Genomic DNA, 21,097 nt, shown 5'->3' on the forward strand with positions numbered 1-21,097 from the left:
CAACCGGGGAAACCGGGGCGCCACCTGGGTGGGGGTGCCCCCGGGGGCCCGGGCGGGGGGGGGGGGATGTTGGGGGGGGGGGGGGGAACAACAGAGGGCGCGCCAGGAGCGAGAACCCCCGACCCCGCTTCTTCGTGCCGCAGCGGCGGTAACCGGCCAAGAGTCGGCGGGGTTCGCACGCATCAGGGTGTCGGGGTGGCGTGGGGGGACGGGGATGCTGGGATGCTGGGGCGGTCGGGTGGTGGGTGGGCCAGGATGAGGGCCGGCTCCGGTGCTGTGGGGGGACGGGATCGTGGAGGACAAGGTGCGGGTGGTCATCGCCGAGGATTCGGTGCTGTTGCGGGAGGGGCTCACCCGGCTGTTGACCGACCGGGGGCACGACGTCGTCGCCGGGGTCGGGGACGGCAACGCTTTGATCAAGACGATCGGTGAGTTCGCGGCGCAGGGGGAGCTGCCCGATGTCGTCGTCGCCGATGTGCGGATGCCGCCGACCCATACCGACGAGGGCGTCCGGGCCGCCGTACAGCTGCGCAAGGAGCACCCGCAGCTGGGGGTGCTCGTGCTCTCGCAGTACGTGGAGGAGCGGTACGCCACCGAGCTGCTCGCCGGGTCCAGCCGGGGTGTCGGGTATCTGCTGAAGGACCGGGTGGCGGACGTGCGGGAGTTCGTCGACGCGGTGGTGCGGGTGGCGGGCGGAGGTACCGCGCTCGACCCCGAGGTGGTGGCCCAGTTGCTCGGGCGCAGCCGCAAGCAGGATGTGCTCGCGGGGCTCACGCCGAGGGAGCGCGAGGTGCTGGGGCTGATGGCGGAGGGGCGGACCAACTCCGCGATCGCCCGGCAGCTGGTGGTGAGTGACGGTGCCGTCGAGAAGCACGTCAGCAACATTTTCCTGAAGCTCGGGCTGTCGCCGAGCGACGGGGATCACCGGCGTGTGCTGGCCGTTCTCACCTATCTGAACTCCTGACCGGTCACCCGCATCACGCCTGACCGGTCACAGCCACCACGCCCGACCGGTCACAGCCACCACGCCCGACCAGTCACGAGCACCACGCGACCGGTCACAGACACCACGCAAACCGGTCACAGCCATCACGCCCGACAGTCACGAGCACCACACCCGACACGTCACAGCCATCACGCCCGACCGGTCACCCGGTTCCTCACCGATCCGGCCCATCGGCGAAGGGCCCCGTCCTCCACTCCGTCTCTACTCGCCGCCCTTACACTCGCCGCTCATCCCCTACCACCGCCGGTCACCCCCGGAACAGCAGCCGTCCGCCCCCTTCACCTCCGAAGCGCCCGTGCCGTCAGTACTAGAACCGTCACTTCCGGGGGAGCGTCTTCTGTGGCAGTTCAGCGGGTGTGCGGGGTGGGACGGGGCACGACCGGCGGTGACCGAAAAATGCGCGTCGAACAATCGAACGGTCGAGGGAAGGTCCGCAGCACCGACGTAGGGTTGGTCTCGGGAGGGCCGCTGGGGCGGTCGCTCCCGGACAGCCGCCTCAAGGGAGGTCAAGTTCAGTGACCAGCCAGGTCAGCAGCCCAGCGGAGCAGGCCGACGAGGCCGTTCTGGGAGAACTGGGGGAACAGCGCAAACCGACGGGGACCAAGGACGTCCGCCGCCTCGATCGGGTGATCATTCGGTTCGCGGGGGACTCCGGTGACGGTATGCAGCTCACGGGTGACCGTTTCACCTCCGAGACGGCCTCGTTCGGCAACGACCTGTCCACCCTGCCGAACTTCCCCGCCGAGATCCGCGCCCCCGCCGGAACCCTGCCCGGCGTGTCCAGCTTCCAGCTGCACTTCGCCGACCACGACATCCTCACCCCCGGCGACGCACCCAACGTCCTGGTCGCCATGAACCCCGCCGCCCTGAAAGCCAACATCGGCGACGTACCCCGCGGCGCGGAGATCATCGTCAACACCGACGAGTTCACCAAACGCGCGATGCAGAAGGTCGGCTACACCACCAGCCCCCTGGACGACGGCTCCCTGGACGGCTACAGCGTCCACCCCGTCCCGCTGACCACCCTCACCGTCGAGGCGCTCAAGGACTTCGACCTCACCCGCAAAGAGGCCGAACGCAGCAAGAACATGTTCGCCCTCGGCCTGCTGTCCTGGATGTACCACCGGCCCACCGAGGGCACCGAGAAGTTCCTCAAGACCAAGTTCGCCAAGAAACCCGACATCGCCGCGGCGAACATCGCCGCCTTCCGCGCGGGCTGGAACTTCGGCGAGACCACCGAGGACTTCGCCGTCTCCTACGAGGTCGCCCCCGCCGCCACCGCCTTCCCGCCCGGCGTCTACCGCAACATCTCCGGCAACCTCGCCCTGTCCTACGGGCTGATCGCCGCCTCCCGACAGGCCGACCTGCCCCTCTACCTCGGCTCCTACCCGATCACCCCGGCCTCCGACATCCTGCACGAGCTGAGCCGGCACAAGAACTTCGGCGTGCGCACCTTCCAGGCGGAAGACGAGATCGCCGGAATCGGCGCCGCCCTGGGCGCCGCCTTCGGCGGCTCCCTCGCCGTCACCACCACCTCCGGGCCCGGTGTGGCACTTAAATCCGAGACGATCGGGCTGGCGGTCTCCCTGGAGCTGCCGCTGCTCATCGTCGACATCCAGCGCGGCGGCCCCTCCACCGGCCTGCCCACCAAGACCGAACAGGCCGACCTGCTGCAGGCCATGTACGGCCGCAACGGCGAAGCCCCCGTCCCCGTCGTCGCCCCGCGCACCCCCGCCGACTGCTTCGACGCCGCCATCGACGCCGCCCGCATCGCGCTGACCTACCGCACCCCGGTGTTCCTGCTCTCCGACGGCTACCTCGCCAACGGCTCCGAACCCTGGCGCATCCCCGAACCCGACGAGCTGCCCGACCTGACCGTCCAGTTCGCCCAGGGCCCCAACCACACCCTCGACGACGGCACCGACGTCTTCTGGCCCTACAAACGCGACCCCCACACCCTCGCCCGGCCCTGGGCCGTCCCGGGCACACCGGGCCTGGAACACCGCATCGGCGGCATCGAGAAACAGGACGGCACCGGCAACATCTCCTACGACCCCGCCAACCACGACTTCATGGTCCGCACCCGGCAGGCCAAGGTCGACGGCATCGACGTCCCCGACCTCGAAGTCGACGACCCCGGCCAGGCCGACACGCTCGTCCTCGGCTGGGGATCCACCTACGGACCCATCACCGCCGCCGTCCGGCGTCTGCGGACAGCCGGCGAGTCCATCGCGCAGGCACACCTGCGGCACCTCAACCCCTTCCCGAGGAATCTGGGCGAGGTGCTGGAGCGTTACAACAAGGTGGTGATCCCCGAGATGAACCTCGGGCAGCTCGCCACGCTCATCCGGGCGAAGTACCTGGTCGACGCCCGCTCGTACAACCAGGTGAACGGCATGCCGTTCAAGGCGGAGCAGCTCGCCACGGCTCTCAAGGAGGCCATCGATGGCTGAGACGACGACCGGTGCGACCGGCTCGTCCGGGGAAGGCACGGGCACGATCGAGGCGCTCTCGCTCGTCCCCAAGGCCGAGGCAAAGCAGTCCATGAAGGACTTCAAGTCCGATCAGGAAGTGCGCTGGTGCCCCGGCTGCGGTGACTACGCGATCCTGGCAGCCGTCCAGGGCTTCATGCCCGAACTGGGCCTGGCCAAGGAGAACATCGTCTTCGTCTCCGGCATCGGCTGCTCCTCCCGCTTCCCGTACTACATGAACACCTACGGGATGCACTCGATCCACGGCCGCGCCCCCGCCATCGCCACCGGACTCGCCACCTCACGACGGGACCTGTCCGTCTGGGTCGTCACCGGCGACGGCGACGCCCTCTCCATCGGCGGCAACCACCTCATCCACGCCCTCCGCCGCAACGTCAACCTCAAGATCCTGCTCTTCAACAACCGGATCTACGGCCTCACCAAGGGCCAGTACTCCCCCACCAGCGAAGTCGGCAAGATCACCAAGTCGACGCCGATGGGGTCGCTGGACGCACCCTTCAACCCGGTCTCCCTGGCCATCGGCGCCGAGGCCTCCTTCGTCGCCCGCACCGTCGACTCCGACCGCAAACACCTCACCGACGTCCTGCGCCAGGCCGCCGCCCACCCCGGCACCGCCCTCGTCGAGATCTACCAGAACTGCAACATCTTCAACGACGGCGCCTTCGACGCCCTCAAGGACCGCCAACAGGCCCAGGAAGCCGTCATCCGCCTCGAACACGGCCGGCCCATCCGCTTCGGCACCGACGACACGCGGGGCGTCGTACGGGACGAGACGACCGGCGACCTCAAGGTCGTCACCGTCACCCCGGACAACGAGTCCCGCGTCCTCGTGCACGACGCGCACTCCCCCTCCCCCACCACCGCCTTCGCCCTCTCCCGGCTGGCCGACCCCGACACCCTCCACCACACCCCCATCGGCGTCTTCCGCTCCGTCGACCGGCCCGTCTACGACACCCAGATGGCCGACCAGCTCGACAACGCGATCGAGCAGTTCGGCAAGGGCGACCTGTCGGCGCTGCTCGCGGGCGGGGACACCTGGACGGTCGTCGGCTGAGCACCCGCACAGACCCCGCCGAGGCCCGGGCCGCACGCATGCCGTGCGGCCCGGGCCTCTTCGCTGGGGTACTTACTTGAAAGTGGGTACTTTCGAAGAGTTAGCGCACCCCCTAGGGTTAGTGGCGCACTCGCCCCCCTGGAGGAGTTTCATCATGAGCATCGTCGTCACCGGAGCGACCGGGAACCTCGGCAAGTTCGTCGTCGAGGGTCTGCTGGAGAAGGTTCCGGCCGAGCAGATCACGGCCGTCGTACGCAGCGAGGAGAAGGCCGCGGCGTTCGCGGCGCGCGGCGTGCGGATCGCCGTGGCCGACTACAACACCCCGGAGACCTTCGACGGCGTCATCTCCGCCGGTGACAAGGTCCTGCTGATCTCCGGCAGCGAGATCGGCAACGACCGCGTCGGGCAGCACACGATCGTCATCGACGCCGCCAAGGCCGCCGGTGCAGCGCTCCTCGCCTACACCAGCGGGCCGGGCACCCTGACGGCGGCGCTCGCGGACGACCACCGGGGCACCGAGGAGGTGCTGCTGGCCTCCGGTCTGCCGTACGTGCTGCTGCGCAACGGCTGGTACAACGAGAACTACACCGAGCAGCTCGGCCCCGTGCTGGAGTACAACGCCGTCACGCACGCCGCCGGTGAGGGCCGGGTCTCCTCCGCCGCCCGCGCGGACTACGCGGCCGCCGCGGTCGCCGTGCTGACCGGCGAGGGTCACGAGAACAAGACGTACGAGCTCGGCGGCGACGTCGCATGGAGCTTCGCCGAGTACGCGGCCGAGCTGAGCCGGCAGACCGGCAAGGAGATAGCCGACAACGCCGTCTCCGTCGACGTGTTCGCCGGCATCCTCACCGGCGCCGGTGTCCCCGAGCCGTTCGCCGCGATCCTCGCGGGCGTCGACGCGTCCATCGAGAAGGGCGAGCTGGTCGTCTCCTCCGGCGACCTCTCCCGTCTGATCGGCCGCCCGACCACGCCGATCGCGGACTCGATCGCGGCGGCGCTCAAGGGCTAAGCCCTCCGGGCGACACTCGCCCCGGCTGTCATGACCGTATGGCGATACGGGCATGACAGTCGAGGGCCGTCGGCGTTACCTTCGTGGGACGTGGGCCGCGGGGCGCGGCCGGTCGAGAAGGAGGGGCCGTGGCGGCGCAGTCGAAGGGCGAACACCGGATAGGTCTGCTGAACGGCTTCGCCGCGTATGGGATGTGGGGGCTCGTCCCGCTCTTCTGGCCCCTGCTCAAGCCCGCCGGGGCGGTGGAGGTGCTCGCCCACCGCATGGTGTGGTCCCTCGGCTTCGTGGGGATCGCCCTGCTGGTGCTGCGGCGCTGGGTCTGGGCCGGTGAGCTGCTGCGGCAGCCGCGCAAGCTCGCCCTGATCACGGTCGCGGCAGCGGTGATCGCCGTGAACTGGGGCGTCTACATCTGGGCCGTGAACAACGGCCAGGTCGTCGAGGCGTCCCTCGGGTACTTCATCAACCCGCTGGTCACCATCGCCATGGGCGTCCTGCTCCTGAAGGAACGGCTGCGGCCCGTGCAGTGGGCGGCGGTCGGCATCGGCGCCGCCGCCGTCCTCGTCCTGACCATCGGCTACGGACGGCCGCCGTGGATCTCGCTCTGCCTCGCCTTCTCCTTCGCCACGTACGGGCTGGTGAAGAAGAAGGTCAACCTGGGCGGCACGGAGTCGCTCGCCGCGGAGACCGTGATCCTCTTCCTGCCCGCGCTGGGCTATCTGCTGTGGCTGGGCTCACGGGGCGATTCCACCTTCGCCACGGAGGGCGTCGGACACGCCCTGCTGCTGGCCTCGACCGGCCTGGTCACCGCACTGCCGCTGGTCTGCTTCGGAGCGGCGGCGATCCGGGTGCCGCTGTCCACGCTGGGGCTGCTGCAGTACCTGGCGCCGGTGTTCCAGTTCCTGCTCGGAGTGCTGTACTTCGGCGAGGCCATGCCGCCCGAGCGGTGGGCGGGCTTCGCCCTGGTGTGGCTGGCGCTCTCCCTGTTGACCTGGGACGCGTTGCGGACCGCCCGCCGCTGGGGCGGGGCGCGCGCGGCTCAGGCGCGGCCGGAGCCGGAGCCCGCGCCGGGGCCCGTACCGGGGCCCGTACCGGGGCCCGTGCCGGAGGTCGAACCGGTCGCCCCGAAGCCCGCGATCTGAGGCGCGCACACGCTTTTCCACACCCCGCTCACGCCAACCGGTGATCTTTCAGAGCCCCGACGTTCCGCGCTCCCGGCGGCCGGTCTTCGGCGCTCGCTCTCGGCGTCGTCGCGGTTCCGGCGCAGGCTGACGCACCCGGGAACCGGGTCAGGCACATCTTGCAGGTGCACCTTCCCGGCGACGTGAGGTCGATCGGCGTCCTGGGCGGCGGCGTCCCGCGGTGCTTCGAGACCGACCGGCCGGGCGACCGGAACAACACCGGCGCGCCGGTCGACAACGACCAGACCGCCGAGGTCTGGGACTACACGGTGCCGTGCAGCCAGCGGGACGCCCGAGTGAACCAGAAGTAATACGAGCGGGGCGGCATCGGCTCCGACTCCGACACGTGCTTCCGGTACCCCCTGGATGGCCTGCGCGCCTGACCGCCTCTCCCACACGACGGCGGGCCGTTTCCCCAACGGCCCGCCGTCGCCATGCCCCGCCATTCCCGGCCGTGCCGACGACACGGCCGAGTCGGCCACCACAGTCGCACCAGTCGCACCGGCCGCAGCAGTCGCACCGGCCTCACTCCAGGGCGGCGGCATGGCCGTGACCAAAGTTTCGCCCGACGAGTCCGACATGCGAACACCACTGGCCGAATAGCGCTCTTGACGGAAAGTCAGCCACGCCCGCACCATCCTGGCACCTCATTCACCCAGATTCGCCATGGACACGCCAACAGCGGTTCGTGCGGATCCCTTGGAATCCGGAGCCCCCACATGAAGCTCTCCGTTCCAGTCACCGGGCGTACCGCTGCCGCCGTCGCCGTCGCGGCGGCCACGCTCTTCACCAGCGGATCCGTGGCCGGGGCGGCTCCCGCCCCCGAGGCGGTGGCCGCCGCGCCCGATCTGCCCGTGGCCAACGTCAAGGCCCACCTGACCCAGTTCCAGTCGATCGCCGCCGCCAACGGCGGCAACAGAGCCCACGGCCGGGCCGGCTACACGGCCTCCCTGAACTATGTGAAGGGCAAGCTGGACGCCGCCGGCTTCACCACGACCGTGCAGTCCTTCACGTCCGGCGGCCGCACCGGGTACAACCTGATCGCCGACTGGCCCGGCGGCGACACCGACCAGGTGCTCATGGCCGGTTCGCACCTCGACAGCGTCTCCTCCGGCGCCGGCATCAACGACAACGGCTCCGGTTCCGCCGCCGTGCTGGAGGCCGCGCTGACCGTGGCCCGCACCGGCTACCAGCCCACCAAGCACCTCCGTTTCGCCTGGTGGGGCGCGGAGGAGCTGGGCCTGGTCGGCTCGCGCCACTACGTCAACAACCTGTCCTCGGCGAACCGCGCCCGGATCAGCGGCTACCTCAACTTCGACATGATCGGGTCGCCGAACCCCGGGTACTTCGTCTACGACGACGACCCCGCCATCGAGAAGACCTTCAAGGACTACTTCGCGGGCATCGGCGTCCCCACGGAGATCGAGACCGAGGGCGACGGCCGCTCCGACCACGCGCCGTTCAAGAGCGCGGGCGTGCCGGTGGGCGGCCTCTTCACGGGCGCGAGCCGCGCCAAGACCGCGGCACAGGTCGCCAAGTGGGGCGGCACGTCCGGCCAGGCGTTCGACCGCTGCTACCACTCGTCGTGCGACACGACGTCCAACATCAACGACACGGCGCTCGACCGGAACGCCGACGCGTTGGCGTACGCGGTGTGGGAACTGTCGGAGTAGGAGACCAGGACGTACGCCCTGCGCACGGCTGATGGTTCGTTCCGGGGTCGGTCAGCGGCGGTGGGTCGCTGCCGGCCCCGGTCGTGTCACGGGGACCTGCGGGCGGGCGGCCGCCGCGGAGGCCGTGCGCGTCGTGGCGGTGCGCGTCGTGGCGGTGCGTTCGGCTCCGAGGGCGCGGGCCGAGGTGGCCGTCGTCGAGCGGAGGCGGGAGGCGACCGCCGCGGGCATGCGGGTGCCGTGGGCCACGTCGGCGGCGACGGTGGAGCGGAGGGCGCCGATCCGGGCCAGGTGGAGCCGGAGTTGTTCCGGACCGAGCGACGCGACGTCGACGCTCAGCGCTGCCCGTACGGCCGCCGGGTGCGTCGGGATCGGCGCGGCGCCCTTGGCGGGGGCGCGGGCCGGGTCGAGTCCGGCGGAACGCAACGCCGCGGCACGGACGCTCCAGGGAGCCTCGACGGGGTGGCGGGAGGTTGGCGTACTGGCGTGAAGGGGGCGGCGGTTGCCAGGGCCGCCATGAAGGGCGTCGTACACCACCGGGTTGCCTGCGGATCGGGCGGACCGATCACCGAGCGTGCGCCAACTCATGGTGCCGGTGAGCTCGTTGACGTGCACCTCGACTCGGGGTCGAGGGGCACGTGGAGACGGCCGCGGGGTGCTGCGGTGGCGGGCGACTCCGGGGAGGGGTGTGGGGGTGGAGGCGGCGTGGGGGGCGCCGTCGCTGCCGGGAGCGGTGGTGTTCCGGTCCGTTCCCGGTGCGGGGGCGCGGCCGACCGTCCGCGGGATGTCGTGGCGGCGGGGGCCGCCGCGTCCGCTGTCACTGGCCATTGGCGTGCGGGCTCCCGGCGTAGGGGGCGGCGTCCAGGGCCCGGGCCCGTTCGGTGAGACGGCCCATGCGGGTGCGTGCCTTCTCGAGCTGCTCCACGTCGTCGGCGGCGGGACCGGCGTCCGCGGCGAGCTCGGCCCACACGGCGATCAGGTCGCGGCCCAGGTGCAGGCCCTGGAGCGGGTCGCGGACCGCGCGCCAGGCCGCCGCCGCGCTCTGGATGTTGCCGTACGCGGCGCGAGGGTCGCGCAGACGGTGCCGGAGGGCGGCCAGGTCGAGGGACAGATGGAAGGACCTGAGCGCGTCACCGGCCAAGTAGGCGATGTAGGCGGTCAGTTCACGCAGCCGGAGGACCTCGGCGTGCTGGGGGCCGAGGGTCGCCGTCGCCTGGGCCACGGTGTGCTCGGCCATCTCCGCGGCCTCCTGGATACGGCCCATCTTCACGGCCTCGTTGATGCGCGAGACGGGCTCCGCGAAGGGTGCGGGGGCCGCCCCGTCGGACTCCTCCGGGTCCAGCACGGCCTCGGCGACGGCGTCGAACTCGCGCACCGGCGCGGGCTTGGGGCCGTCGTCGTCCACCACCTTCCACTCGGGGGCGGAGTAGGGGTCGGCCGCGGACTCCTCCAACGGGGCCGGCGCGGGGTCGGGTGCCGGGGCGCTCACCTGGACGGGCGTCGGCACCGGGGTGGGCGGCGCCGCCGGCGGCCAGGGCTGCGGCTCCAGCGTGACGGGCGTCGGTTCCGGGACCGCGTCGCAGAGGTGGGCGGAGACGGGTTCGGGCGCGGCGACGGCCGCGTGCCCGGTCTCCCCGCCGGGCGCGTGGGCCGGGACCTGATGCTCCGGGGCCTGATGCGGCGGCCACGGCTGCGGCTCCAGGGCGGCCGGGCTCAGCTCGGGGCCAGGTACGGCGTCGGCGACCTCCCCGGGGGCGACTGGCGCCGCCGCCGAGTGCCGGCCCGGCGGCCAGGGCTGCGGCTCCAGGGCGCTCGGGTCCAGCTCCGGGGCCGGTGCGTCGTCCGACGCGTGGGTGGGCTCCTGGGCGGCGGGCGGGGTGGTGGCCGACGGCTGCCAGGGCTGGGTCGCGGACGCGGGCCGGTCGGCGCCCGGAGTGGGGTCGCCGGCCGGGCCGTACTCCCCGTCCGTGGGCGCGGCGACACCGGCGGACCCTGCCCGCTCCCCCGTGCGTGCCGGCTGGCCGTATTCGCCTGCCACGGGCGCAGCCGCATGGCCGGAACCCGCCGCTGCCCGCCCGTACTCGTCCACCCCCGGCGCGGCCGTACCGGCGGACTCCGCCGTCGCCCCGCCGTACTCGCCGGCCGCGGGCGCCGTCGTACCGGTGGACCGGTCGGGGCCGGTGCCGTGGCCGTACTCGCCCGCTGCGCGGGCGGCCGTGGCGGCGGGCCGGGACGCCTCGCCGTGGGGGTGGGGCGCGTTGTCGGAAGCGGGGGAGACGCCGGGGAGGGTGAGAGGGAGGTCGGGGGTGCGAGGGGGCTGGGCGAGGGGGCCGTCTTTGGGCTCCGGGACGGCGCGCAGCACGAAGGTCGACGGGGCGACACCGCCCGCCGCCGGCTTCGCCGCGGTGAGCGGCATGGTCCGGGGCTCCCGCTTCGGCTCTGCGGCCGCAGCCGGGGGCTCCGCCGGGGAACCGCCGGGCTCCTGGCCGGAGGCCGGGGCCTTCGCGGCCGTCAGCGGAAGGGTGTTCGGCTCCCGCTTCGGCTGCTCGGAAACCGCCGGGTGACGGACCGGTTCCTCCGTTGACGACGCCGGCCTGGCCGTCGACAGACGCAGGGTGCTGGGCTCCCTCCTCGGCTGCTGCGGCTGGGCGTGCGGTGCTTCCGGGACTGCCTCCTCCTGCTGGGGCATCGCCCGTGCTGCCGACTCCGGTACCGCGCGCAGGACGTGCGTCGACTTGTCACGGCGCGGCCCCGGCGCGCCGACCGGCTCGCCCGCGGGCGGCGCGGGCGCACCGGCGGGCGGAGCCACGGGCGCGGACCGGGCCGGCGGCCGTGCGGACTCTTCCACCGGCCGCACGGTCTCCTCCACGGCCCGCGCCGGCTCGCCCACCGGACGTGCGGGCGCAGCCGCCGGTGGCTGGTGTGCCGGGTGCGGGACCGGACCCGGCGCAGCCGTGCGCGGAGCGGGCGCCGGTGTCGTGCCCGGTGTGGGGGCAGTTGTCGCGATGTCGCCCCTCGGCTCGCTCACCCGCACCGGCTCGCCCGCGAAGCTGCTGGAGCCGTCCACATGGACCTGCAGCGGTACGACGTAGCCGATGCGTTCGTCGTGGACCGTGGCGAGGACGGGGTGACCGGTGGCGAGGGCGAGTCGGTGGAGGTAGTCGAGCGCGGCGCTCTGCAGGGACTCCCCCGCGGCCGACGGTACCGGCATGCCGCCGACCGTCGCGCCGGCCTCGGTGGAGACCCGTACGTCGATCGGGGTCAGCCCGGCCGGTGCCGGCGCGCGCCCCGCACGCTTGAGTTCCCGCTTCTGTTCGCGGCTGAGTCGAGTCATCGTTCCCTCACTCGGGTCGGTCAGAAGGAGAAACGGCGGACGGAAGGGCGAAGGACACGGGCGACGCGAGAGACACCGGTTTCCCGCCGACTCCCGTGTACGACGCCGTGGATGGCGACGCGGTCGGTGACGTCGGTGGTTGCGCCGCGGCCTCCACCGTACGCACATCATCGACCCGCCATGGCTCGCCCTTCCCGGAACGCACCAGCTTCAGGTACACCGTGGCCTGCGGACCGGTCCCCGTCCAGCCGTCCCGGCCGTGCGCCTCGCCGTCGACGAACACGGCGCGGTACGCCTCGGTCGCGGTGTCGGAGGGCGCGTCGCCGTCGTCGTCGAACTCCACCTCCACCGTCGTCCACGCCTTGTGCGCCGCCCAGGAGTTCCAGCGTTCGCCGGCACCGCTGGCGGGGCGGTACGAGCGCTCCGCCTTGTGCTTGTCCGGGGTGAGCCAGCGGGCGGTGCGCAGGACGGCGTCGTGCGGGCCGGAGTCGTACTTCGTGTCGTAGCCGTACGCGACCTCGATCCAGGCCCTGGAGACGGAGGTCGCGTCCAGGTCGTCCACACCGGAAGGGCTCGGCACGTGCGCGTCGTCGCCCAGCGGTTTGCCGGACGGCAGGGGGGCCTTGGGGGGGATCGACGGTTCGGCCGAGGCCTCGGGGCCGCCGGCCGTCTCGCGGTGGTCCTCCAGCCCGCACGCGGTGAGGACCGCCACGCCGGTCACGGTCGCGAGTACGACGGCGCCGGCCCGGCGGAGCCCGCCGGACTCGCCGCGTCCGCCCGATCCCGTACGGGCGCCGGGCACATGGCGCCCGCCGCTCCTCCTGCTCATCGTCATCGCCCTCCTCACCTCGGTGTCCTTCCCCGTCGTCATCGTCCGTGCCGTCACTTCAGGCCCAACCAGGGCGCCGGATCCACGTACTTGCCGTTCTGCATCACCTCGAAGTGGAGGTGGGCACCGGTCGAGTAGCCGGTGGAGCCCACCGGGCCCACGCGCTGGCCGACCTTGACGTGGTCGCCGGCCTTGACGTTGAGCCCTTCGAGCATGTGGTTGTACGTGGTGGAGATCTGGTCGCCGTTGATGGTCCCGTGGGAGATGACGACGCGGTTGCCGTATCCGTTGGTCCAGCCGGCGAAGGTGACCACGCCGTCGCGCGCGGCCAGCACCGGGGTGCCCGCCGCCGCGCCGAAGTCGGTACCGGTGTGCAGCTTGCGGACGCCGAGCGTGGGGTGCATGCGCCAACCGTACGGCGAGGTCACGGGCGGGTTGCCGGCCAGCGGCATCGCCATCTGCTTGCCCGGCGGGAGCTTGCCCGGCGGGTCGTCCACCGATTCGTACTTGGCGATCAGGGACTTGATGCGGGCGACGTAGTTCTGGGTCTCGGTGTAAGGGGGGATGCCGCCGTACTCCTGGACGGCGCCGGGGCCCGCGTTGTACGCGGCGAGCGCCAGGTCGAGGGTTTCGCCGCTGGCCTGGCCGCGGTCCTTGTAGCCCTGCACCTGCTTGGCCAGCGCGCAGTCGTAACGGCCCTGCGCCATGATCGCGTCGCCGGGGTCGTACGGGGACGCCCGGCCGTTGCCGTCGTCGTCCTTGCCCCAGCTCACCCAGGTGCCGGGCATGAACTGGCTCAACCCCTCCGCTCCGACCGGCGACTTGGCGTTCGGGTTCCAGCCCGACTCGGCCTCGATCTGCGCGGCGATCACGGCCGGCTTGATGACGTCGCACATCGAGCCCGCCTTGAGCACCCACGGCACGTACTCCGCCGGTACCTGGCCCGTCTTGAGGCCGCCGCCGACACCCTGTTCCTCGGCATCGGCCTCGCCTCCCCCGCTCACCGCGACCATCATGACCACGGGCAGCATCACAGCCGCCACGCAACCGCCGACCACCCAGCTCGTGGTGGACCCACCCCCGTTGGACATCTGCTCCCCTCAGCGTCGAAGTCCAGTCATGTTCCTGCCAGTCGAGGCCGGCCAGTCGAGTCTCTCCGCTCACCCGCGCTCCCCGCGTCACCAGCGCGTCACAGGCTCGTAGCAGGAACTCACGTTCCAATTCCCAAGCGCCCGCGCCACCGTGAAGATCGGAGGAGAGCGCTACGACGGGTCGCCGACGGGGCCGGATCACCGGGCTCGGAAGGGGCCGGTACGTCGGCCGCCGTACGACGCCGAAGGGCTCCACGGCACCGGCCGGCCACACGGGCACAGGCCTACTCCACGGGCGCAGGCCGGATCCACGGGTTCGGCCGGGCCCAGCGGCTTCGGCCGGCCTTCACGGGTTCGGCCCGGCGTCGCCGAGTCGGCCCGGCGAGAGGGCCGATCGGCCCAACGAGCCGAATGATGCGGGCACTTGGGTGGCCAGGCGCACGGGCCACACGGCAACGGCACCTCAGCGGCCCGACACACCGGCCGGCGGCAGCACGTCGGAGGTCCGGCAGGGTGGGCGGCGGGTGTGGCGGTCGGTTCGGGGAGACTGCGATGGACAGCAGCGGAAGCGGGGGAGAGTGGTGATGCGGTGATGCAGGGCAATGCAGGGCATTCGGCGGCCGGACCGGAGATCTGGGTGCGGGGGCCCGTCGTGGAGGCGGAGGCGCGGCCGCAGGAGCCGGAGCCCCTGCCGGTCGCCGGCGCGCGGCGGTTCTCCTGGGTCGCCACCCACGGCGGCGCCGGGTCCACCACCCTCGCCACGGTCTTCGGCGGTCACGACGCGGGCCGCAACTGGCCCCGGCCGGACCACGGTGAGCCCGGTTCGGTGCTCCTGGTGGGCCGTACACACGCCGCCGGACTCGACGCGGTCTCACACACCCTCGACATCTTCCGGCGGGGCGACGCGCCGCCGGGACTCGACCTCGACGCGATCGTGCTGGTCGCGGACGCGCCCGGGCGGCTGCCGCGGCAGCTCGTGCAGCGCGTCAAGGTGATCGGATCGGTCATCGACGTCTACCGCGTGCCCTGGGTGCCCGCCTGGCGCACCGGCGATCTCACCGGCCCGCCGCCGCGGGAGAGCGCGGCGCTGGCCCGTCTCACCGGGAGGACCCCATGAGCCACAGCCTGTACGCCGCGGCCACCACCTTGGCCGGACCTCCTGGGACGGTCACCTACGAGCTCAACTACGTACTGAACATCCTCGCCTGGCTGGTCACGGCGGCCGGGGTGTGCGGGGTGCTGCTCGTCGGCTCCCGAATGGCCATCTCACTGCGGTCGGGAGAGGGCGACGAGCACCTCACGCAGTTCGCGATGGTGATGGGCGCCTGCATCATCGGCGCGACGGCGGGGCCGATCGTGGATTTCGTGATGTAACGGGGCGGGCGAGCGGGAGGGAGACGGCCCGTCGGTTCCAGGGGGACCGGCGGGCCGTCGCCGTACGCGAACCACCACGACCGCCACCCCCACTCCCCACTCCCCACAGCCACGGCCACGACCACCGCCACCGCGAGCCGCGACCTCCCTGTTTCGCACACCGGTACGACAAACTCCGCTTCGCCGCAGGTCCGGGGCTTGCTGACGGTACGTCACTGTCTCGGACATGACGAACAGTTCCGGTCTGTCACGACCGCGTCACCGGCCAGTGCTGGATCACTACATCGCTTGGCTCAGGGTCACAGGAGTCGCCAAGCTCACAGGGTGACCGGGAACCCGAGCACCTCACGCCGGTCCCGAGAGCATTCCAAGCACCCATCCGCTCGAGTGAGTTGACGTCGGCCGCTGCGCTGCGGCCGATCGAGACGGGGAGAAACCACATGCTGAACGCGATAGCCACCAAGGCGCAGCAGGCCGTCTACCTGGCCGACGGGACGGTCCCGAACCCGAACCGCGACGCACCCGGCGCGCTCACCGGCAAGGTCGACACCGTGCTCGGCATCGTCGCCTGGGCCGGTACCGCGGCGGGCGTCGCGGGCGTGCTGATCACCGGCGCGATGATGGCGATCTCGATGCGCCGCGGTGAGGGCTCGGAGCACATGGGCCGTCTCGGCATGGTCCTCGGCGGCTGTGTCCTCGTCGCCGCAGCCGGCCCGCTCGTGAACTTCGTCTTCGCGTAGTCCGTCACCCAGCGAGTCGAAAGGGGGAGCGACGATGCTGAACTCCGGCCGGTCCCGAGGGGGCAGCGGGGAGTGGGAGCAGCCGTTCTGGCAGCAGCGGGGCTGGATCCTGTCGGCCGGGTTCCTGGGGGTGCTTCTGGTCCTCGCGGCTCTCTTCGCGGTCACGGGCAACGGCGCCGAGGGGTCGTCGGCCGCGTCCGGCGACCCGAGCCAGGCACCGACGTCGTCATCGGACTCCGGCTCCGGGTCCGGTGACGGCGGTTCCGAGGACCGTCCCGCCGGATGCCGTACCGACGACAGCGTCCAGGCCAGGCCCACCAAGGCGCCGCGCGACTTCCACTGGAAGGCCAACGGCACCGGCCTGGTCCCCGTGTCGAAGACGGCGGGCCCGCTGAAGTACGACGGCCCGGTCTGGTCCTGCTTCGCACGCACCCCGATGGGCGCCGTCATGGCCGTCCACTCCATCACCGACCACCTCAGCTACGACGGGTGGCGCGAGGTCGTCGACCGTCAGGTCGTGCCGGGCGCCGGTCGTGACGCGCTGATCAAGACCCGTACGCAGTCCGGCGACAAGTCCACGACGGGTTCGCCGGACGCCGGTGGCTACGCCGGCTTCACGGTCCTGACGTACAACCGCTCGCAGGCGACCGTGATGGTCCTGGTCAGCGGCATGGGCGGCGGTGGCTACGGCGCCGCCTCGGTGACCGTGCGCTGGCAGGACGGCGACTGGAAGCTCGTCCCCGAGGCCGACGGCACGATCTACGGCGGCGTGTCGCAGGTGAGCGGCACCGACGGCTTCGTCACCTGGGAGGCGTGACATGGGCTGCTCCTGGAAGATCTACGACTGCGTCATCGAAGAGGGCGGCAAGCAGTTCACGGAAGGCGCCGTCGTCGTCTTCGCGAAGGCGATCGGTGACGGCGCGGCGGAGGTCCTCAAGGCACTCAACGGTGTCTGGCTGGGCATCGACGTCGACCAGCCGGCGGGCAATGTCACCCACAGCAACCCCACGATGGATCCGGGCAGTCCCATCGGCCTGATCACCGCGGAGGTCAACTGGATCGTCGCGTACGTGGCGGTGACGTCCCTGCTCATCGCGTCGATCCGGATGGCACTCGACCGAAGAGGCCAGTCGATGAAACAGGCCTTCATGGGGATGTGGAAGGTCATCCTCGTGGGCGCGGCGGCCGTACCGGTGGTCACCGCGCTGATGAAGGCGTCGGACGCGTACGCGGCGGACGTGTACGAGAAGTCCAATCTCGGGGACAACGCCTCCACGATGCTGGGCGTGCTGACGCTCAGTCAGCCCGGTCTGGTGCTGATCTTCGGTCTGCTGGTGATGCTGTCGAGCTTCGTGCAGATCGTGCTGATGTACATCCGCATCGGCGTGCTGATCATGCTGGTCGGCACGCTGCCGCTGGCCGCCGCCTCCTCGATGACCGGGTGGGGCGAGGGCTGGTGGAAGAAGCACATCGGCTGGCTCGCGGCCTGGCTGCTGTACAAGCCGGCGGCGGCCCTGATCATCTACTCGGCCACGGCGATGACCCAGGGCAAGCAGGAACTGGACGCGGTCATCGCGGGCATGGGCATGCTGATCATGGCGGTGTTCGCGCTGCCCGCCCTGCTCAAGCTGATCGTGCCGGCCACGGCCGCCCTCGGCGGCACCTCGGGCGGCACGGTCACCCTCAACGCCGCCAACAACATCGCCTCCGGCGCGGTCAGCATCGCGGGCGGCGCCGCCGGTGCCGCCGGCCAGGTCGGCGGCGGTGGCGGGGGCGGCGGTTCCGCCCCCCAGGGGTCGCCCTCCTCGGGCGGGGGCTCCCCCGCGGGAGCCGGCGCGGGCGCGGCGGCCGGTACCGCGGCCGCAGGCGCGGCCACGGCGGGCGCGGCCGTAGCGGTCCAGGCAGCCGCGGTCGTCGTACAGACCGGTATGCAGGCGGCGACCGAGATCACCAACTCGCTCGACGACAACGACGGAATGAAGGGCCACAACCAGTAGCCCCGCCCCGCGCCCCGGAGAGGGCGAAGCCCTCAAAGGGGCGCGGGGAACCGCGCGACGAGCCACGACGGACCCCCAGCCGCCCGATTCACCATCACCACCCGAGCTCGTAGGCACTCGAAAACCCAGCGAACTCCGCCGGAAGAAGGATTCCCCATGTCCACCGACGCCCTCACGCGTCCCACCTACGGAAACTGGCGCCGGCCCCGCCGCCCCGGCCTCGGCCCGTTGGGCCTCCTCGGCACCGTGGTCGCCTTCGGCGGACTCCTCGTCGCGCTGCTCGCCTCACTCGTCTCGCTGACGGCGGCGATCGCCGTCCTCATCCCCGTCGGCCTCTTCCTCGCACCGCTCGCGCTGCGCACGGTCGACGGCCGCAACGTCTATCAGGTGGTCGCGGTGCGTATCGGTTGGTTCAGGCGCAAGGCGAACGGCTCGCACACGTACGTCTCCGGTCCGCTCTCCCGCCGTACGGGCGGCCGCTACCACCCGCCCGGCCTGCTCGCCCGGACAAGGATGCACGAGGGCCGGGACGCCTACAACCGCTCCTTCGGCGTGCTCCACCACCCCGGCCGCAACCTCTACACCGTGGTGCTGGCGTGCGAGCCGGACGGCGGTTCGCTGGTCGACCCCGAGCAGGTCGACATCTGGGTGGCGTCCTGGGGCGACTGGTTGTCCCGGCTGTCGCACGAGCCGGGTCTGCGCGGCGCCCAGGTCGTCGTCGAGACGGCGCCCGACACCGGGACGCGGCTGGCCGCCGAGGTCCTGCCGCGGATCTCGCCGGACGCGCCGGCCGCCGCCCGCGCGGTGATGGAGGAGGTCGTCGCCCGCTATCCGTCCGCGTCCTCCGAGATGCACACGTACATCGCCCTGACCTACGGCCCCTCCGGCGGGCCCAAGCGGAGCGTCGAGGACGTCATCACCGATCTGTCCATGCGGCTGCCCGGCCTGCTGTCGGGCCTGGTCGCGGCCGGCGGCGGCTCCGCGTACCCGCTGTCCGCGGAGCGGCTCTCGGAGGTCGTCCGGGTGGCGTACGACCCGGCCGTCGCCCCCGATGTGCTCAGCGCCCGCGCCGAGCAGTCCACCACCGGGCTGGAGTGGGAGGACGCGGGTCCGGCGGCGGCGGTGGAGTCGGTGCAGTCGTACAAGCACGACTCGGGTGTCTCGCGCACCTGGATGCTGACGCTGGCGCCGCGCGGCACCGTCCGCTCCAGCGTGCTGCGGGGGCTGCTCGAACCCGCGGCGGGGACGCGCCGCAAGCGGGTGTCGCTGATCTACCGCCCGATCGACCCGGCGACCTCGGCACGGATCGTGGAGTCCGACCGTCGTGCCGCGCACTTCATGGCGGGCTCCAAGCGCGGTCTCGTCCAGGCGCGGGCCAGCTCCGAGATGCAGGCGGCCGAGCAGACCGCGGCCGAGGAGGCGGCGGGCGCCGGGCTCGTGGAGTTCTCGCTGATGGTGACGGTCACCGTCGACGACGAGGCGCAGCTCCCGGACGCGGCGATCACCGTCCGCAACCTCCAGGCGTCCTCGCGCATCCTGATGCGTCCCGCCGACCGTATGCAGGCCTCGGCGTTCACCTGCACGCTCCCCGTCGGCCTGCTGCCGTGGGAGCACACCCTCGTTCCGTACCAGATCCGGGAGGCGCTGTGACCAGGTCCAGCACGTCCGCCACTCGTCCCGCACGACCCCAGACGGCGCCCCCGCGCGGCTGGCCCGGCCCCGGCGGCGGGCAGGTCGGGCATGTCGACCCGCCCGCGCTGTGGCGGGCGACCACGGTCCAGGCGTGCGGCCTGTGGCCCTTCGCGGCGGGCTCCGGCGCGCCCATGACGGGGGTGCCGCTCGGGCAGCACCTCCAGACGGGCGCCACGGTGTGCGGGGACCCCATCTCCTGGTTCACCCGCGCCCGGTACATCTCCAACCCGTCGCTGTTCATGCTCGGCATGCCGGGCCTCGGCAAGTCCACGCTGGTCAACCGCATGCTGATCGGCATGTCGGCCACCGGGGTGACGCCGCTGGTGCTGGGCGACCTCAAGCCGGACTACGCCGACACGGTGCGGGCGCTCGGCGGCCAGGTGATCTCCATCGGGCGCGGCGTCGGCGGCATCAACGTCCTCGACCCCGGCGCGATGGGCGAGGCGGCGGCCCGCATCGGCGGCGAACGCGGCCGGATCCTCGCGGCCGAGGCGCACGGCCGGGTGCTGAACATGGTCGCGGCGCTCATCACGATCGTGCGGGGCCGCCCGATGGACGACCACGAGCAGTCGGTGCTGTCGGCGTGCCTGCACCATCTGACGGAGCGGACCAAGAAGGGGCGGGCGCCGCTGCTGCCCGATCTGCTGAAGGTCCTCGACGAGGGCCCGGACCGGGTCCGCGCGGTGACCCTGGACCGGGGCAACGAGGCGCGCTACCAGGAGGCCGTCGACCCGCTGCACCGTTCGCTGCTGGGCGTGCTGGACGGGCCGCTCGGCGACACGTTCGCCTCCGAGACGTCGACCCGTATCGACCCGGCGTCGCCCGCCGTCTGCGTGGACATCTCCCGGATCGGTGAGGCGGACACGCAGCTCACGGCGGCGGCGATGCTGGCGGCCTGGTCGGACGGGCTCGGCACGGTGGCGGCGGCCCACGCCCTCGCCGACGCGGGCCTCGCCCCCCAGCGCTGGTTCTTCACGGTCCTCGACGAGCTGTGGCGCCCCCTGCGGGCCGCCTCCGGCATCGTCGAACGCATCGACGCGCTGACCCGTCTGAACCGTTCCCTCGGTCTGGGCGACGCCAAGATCACCCACACGCTGAAGGACGCGGAGGCGCTCGGCAGCGAGGCCGACCGGGCAAAGGCGCGCGGCTTCGTCGAGCGGGCCGGGATGGTGGTCTGCGCGGGACTCCCGCGTACGGAGATGAGGGAACTCGGCGAGATCGTCGGCCTTTCCGAACGCGAGATCGAACTTGTCTCGTCCTGGTCCTCCCCGCCGGGCTGGGCCAGCACCGGCGGCAACGAGGAACCACCGGGACGCGGCCGCTTCCTCATCAAGGTGGGCGGGCGCCCGGGCATCCCGATCAAGGTGTCGATCACGGACACGGAGCGGGAGCTGCACAACACGAACACGCGGTGGAACCGGCCGACGTTGTCCAAGGGCGCCTCATAGCTCGGGGGTTCGGGTTCGTCGGCGGGTGCGGGTGCGTCGTGGTTTCTCGCGCAGTTCCCCGCGCCCCTGAAAGGCGACCGGGGCTGCGCCCCGTGCTTTTCAACGGCGCCACGGGGATGAAGGCCGGGCCGCAGGCCCAAGCCTTCAGGGGCGCGGGGAACTGCGCGAGAAACCACGAACCAC

18 protein-coding genes are annotated in these 21,097 nt (G+C 72.1%); 14 read left to right on the forward strand and 4 right to left on the reverse strand.

Features of this window, described 5'->3' with window-relative positions; all coding sequences use genetic code 11:
* The first annotated feature begins 304 nt into the window (after positions 1–304).
* From ACZ43N_RS24895 to ACZ43N_RS24925, 7 genes are all read left to right on the forward strand, one after another.
* Positions 305–964, forward strand: a complete 660-nt coding sequence (locus ACZ43N_RS24895; RefSeq protein ID WP_468100695.1) for a LuxR C-terminal-related transcriptional regulator — start codon at positions 305–307, stop codon at positions 962–964.
* Positions 965–1,521: 557 nt separating this feature from the next.
* Positions 1,522–3,459, forward strand: coding sequence for a 2-oxoacid:acceptor oxidoreductase subunit alpha (locus ACZ43N_RS24900; protein WP_468100458.1), 1,938 nt, complete (start codon positions 1,522–1,524; stop codon positions 3,457–3,459).
* Positions 3,452–4,552, forward strand: a complete 1,101-nt coding sequence (locus ACZ43N_RS24905) for a 2-oxoacid:ferredoxin oxidoreductase subunit beta (protein WP_468100459.1) — start codon at positions 3,452–3,454, stop codon at positions 4,550–4,552. The genes ACZ43N_RS24900 and ACZ43N_RS24905 overlap by 8 nt, the downstream gene beginning before the upstream one ends.
* A 154-nt stretch (positions 4,553–4,706) precedes the next feature.
* The gene (locus ACZ43N_RS24910) at positions 4,707–5,561 is read left to right on the forward strand and encodes an NAD(P)H-binding protein (protein ID WP_468100460.1); all 855 of its coding nucleotides are present in this window, start codon (positions 4,707–4,709) and stop codon (positions 5,559–5,561) included.
* 128 nt (positions 5,562–5,689) lie between these two features.
* A complete protein-coding gene (rarD, locus tag ACZ43N_RS24915) occupies positions 5,690–6,700 on the forward strand; it encodes an EamA family transporter RarD (protein WP_468100461.1) in 1,011 nt (336 codons plus the stop codon).
* Positions 6,701–6,882: 182 nt separating this feature from the next.
* Positions 6,883–7,050, forward strand: coding sequence for a hypothetical protein (locus ACZ43N_RS24920; RefSeq protein WP_468100462.1), 168 nt, complete (start codon positions 6,883–6,885; stop codon positions 7,048–7,050).
* Between the two features lie 408 nt (positions 7,051–7,458).
* A complete protein-coding gene (locus ACZ43N_RS24925) occupies positions 7,459–8,412 on the forward strand; it encodes a M28 family metallopeptidase (protein ID WP_468100464.1) in 954 nt (317 codons plus the stop codon).
* A gap of 51 nt (positions 8,413–8,463) precedes the next feature.
* Here the strand turns inward: ACZ43N_RS24925 and ACZ43N_RS24930 are convergent, their stop codons facing one another.
* Genes ACZ43N_RS24930 through ACZ43N_RS24945 form a run of 4 tightly spaced genes read right to left on the reverse strand, consistent with a single transcriptional unit; the run spans position 8,464 to position 13,663 of the window.
* Positions 8,464–9,237 carry a hypothetical protein gene (locus ACZ43N_RS24930; protein ID WP_468100466.1) on the reverse strand — a complete coding sequence of 258 codons (774 nt, stop codon included), beginning with the start codon at positions 9,235–9,237 and terminating at the stop codon, positions 8,464–8,466.
* A complete protein-coding gene (locus ACZ43N_RS24935) occupies positions 9,227–11,743 on the reverse strand; it encodes a hypothetical protein (protein ID WP_468100468.1) in 2,517 nt (838 codons plus the stop codon). Before ACZ43N_RS24935 ends, ACZ43N_RS24930 begins: the two co-directional genes overlap by 11 nt.
* 7 nt (positions 11,744–11,750) lie before the next feature.
* A complete protein-coding gene (locus ACZ43N_RS24940; RefSeq protein ID WP_468100470.1) occupies positions 11,751–12,572 on the reverse strand; it encodes a hypothetical protein in 822 nt (273 codons plus the stop codon).
* A 53-nt stretch (positions 12,573–12,625) separates the two neighbouring features.
* Complete coding sequence (locus ACZ43N_RS24945) at positions 12,626–13,663, reverse strand: peptidoglycan DD-metalloendopeptidase family protein (protein ID WP_468100471.1); 1,038 nt, start codon at positions 13,661–13,663, stop codon at positions 12,626–12,628.
* 592 nt (positions 13,664–14,255) lie between these two features.
* On the opposite strand from ACZ43N_RS24945, the gene ACZ43N_RS24950 reads away from it, so the two are divergent.
* The 7 genes from ACZ43N_RS24950 to ACZ43N_RS24980 all read left to right on the forward strand — a co-directional run bounded on the left by ACZ43N_RS24950 (position 14,256) and on the right by ACZ43N_RS24980 (position 20,914).
* On the forward strand, positions 14,256–14,780 hold the full coding sequence (locus ACZ43N_RS24950) for a DUF6668 family protein (protein ID WP_468100473.1): 525 nt from the start codon (positions 14,256–14,258) through the stop codon (positions 14,778–14,780).
* Complete coding sequence (locus tag ACZ43N_RS24955; RefSeq protein WP_468100474.1) at positions 14,777–15,037, forward strand: hypothetical protein; 261 nt, start codon at positions 14,777–14,779, stop codon at positions 15,035–15,037. The genes ACZ43N_RS24950 and ACZ43N_RS24955 overlap by 4 nt, the downstream gene beginning before the upstream one ends.
* A gap of 440 nt (positions 15,038–15,477) precedes the next feature.
* Positions 15,478–15,777, forward strand: a complete 300-nt coding sequence (locus tag ACZ43N_RS24960; protein ID WP_055521280.1) for a hypothetical protein — start codon at positions 15,478–15,480, stop codon at positions 15,775–15,777.
* Between the two features lie 34 nt (positions 15,778–15,811).
* Entirely contained in the window at positions 15,812–16,594 is a 783-nt protein-coding gene (locus tag ACZ43N_RS24965) for a DUF8175 domain-containg protein (RefSeq protein ID WP_468100476.1), read from the forward strand.
* A 1-nt stretch (position 16,595) separates the two neighbouring features.
* Complete coding sequence (locus tag ACZ43N_RS24970) at positions 16,596–17,774, forward strand: hypothetical protein (RefSeq protein ID WP_468100477.1); 1,179 nt, start codon at positions 16,596–16,598, stop codon at positions 17,772–17,774.
* Between the two features lie 156 nt (positions 17,775–17,930).
* The gene (locus tag ACZ43N_RS24975; RefSeq protein ID WP_468100478.1) at positions 17,931–19,424 is read left to right on the forward strand and encodes an SCO6880 family protein; all 1,494 of its coding nucleotides are present in this window, start codon (positions 17,931–17,933) and stop codon (positions 19,422–19,424) included.
* Positions 19,421–20,914, forward strand: a complete 1,494-nt coding sequence (locus ACZ43N_RS24980; RefSeq protein WP_468100479.1) for an ATP/GTP-binding protein — start codon at positions 19,421–19,423, stop codon at positions 20,912–20,914. The genes ACZ43N_RS24975 and ACZ43N_RS24980 overlap by 4 nt, the downstream gene beginning before the upstream one ends.
* Positions 20,915–21,097 lie beyond the last annotated feature (183 nt).

The organism is Streptomyces sp. NPDC030814 (genome assembly GCF_055572155.1).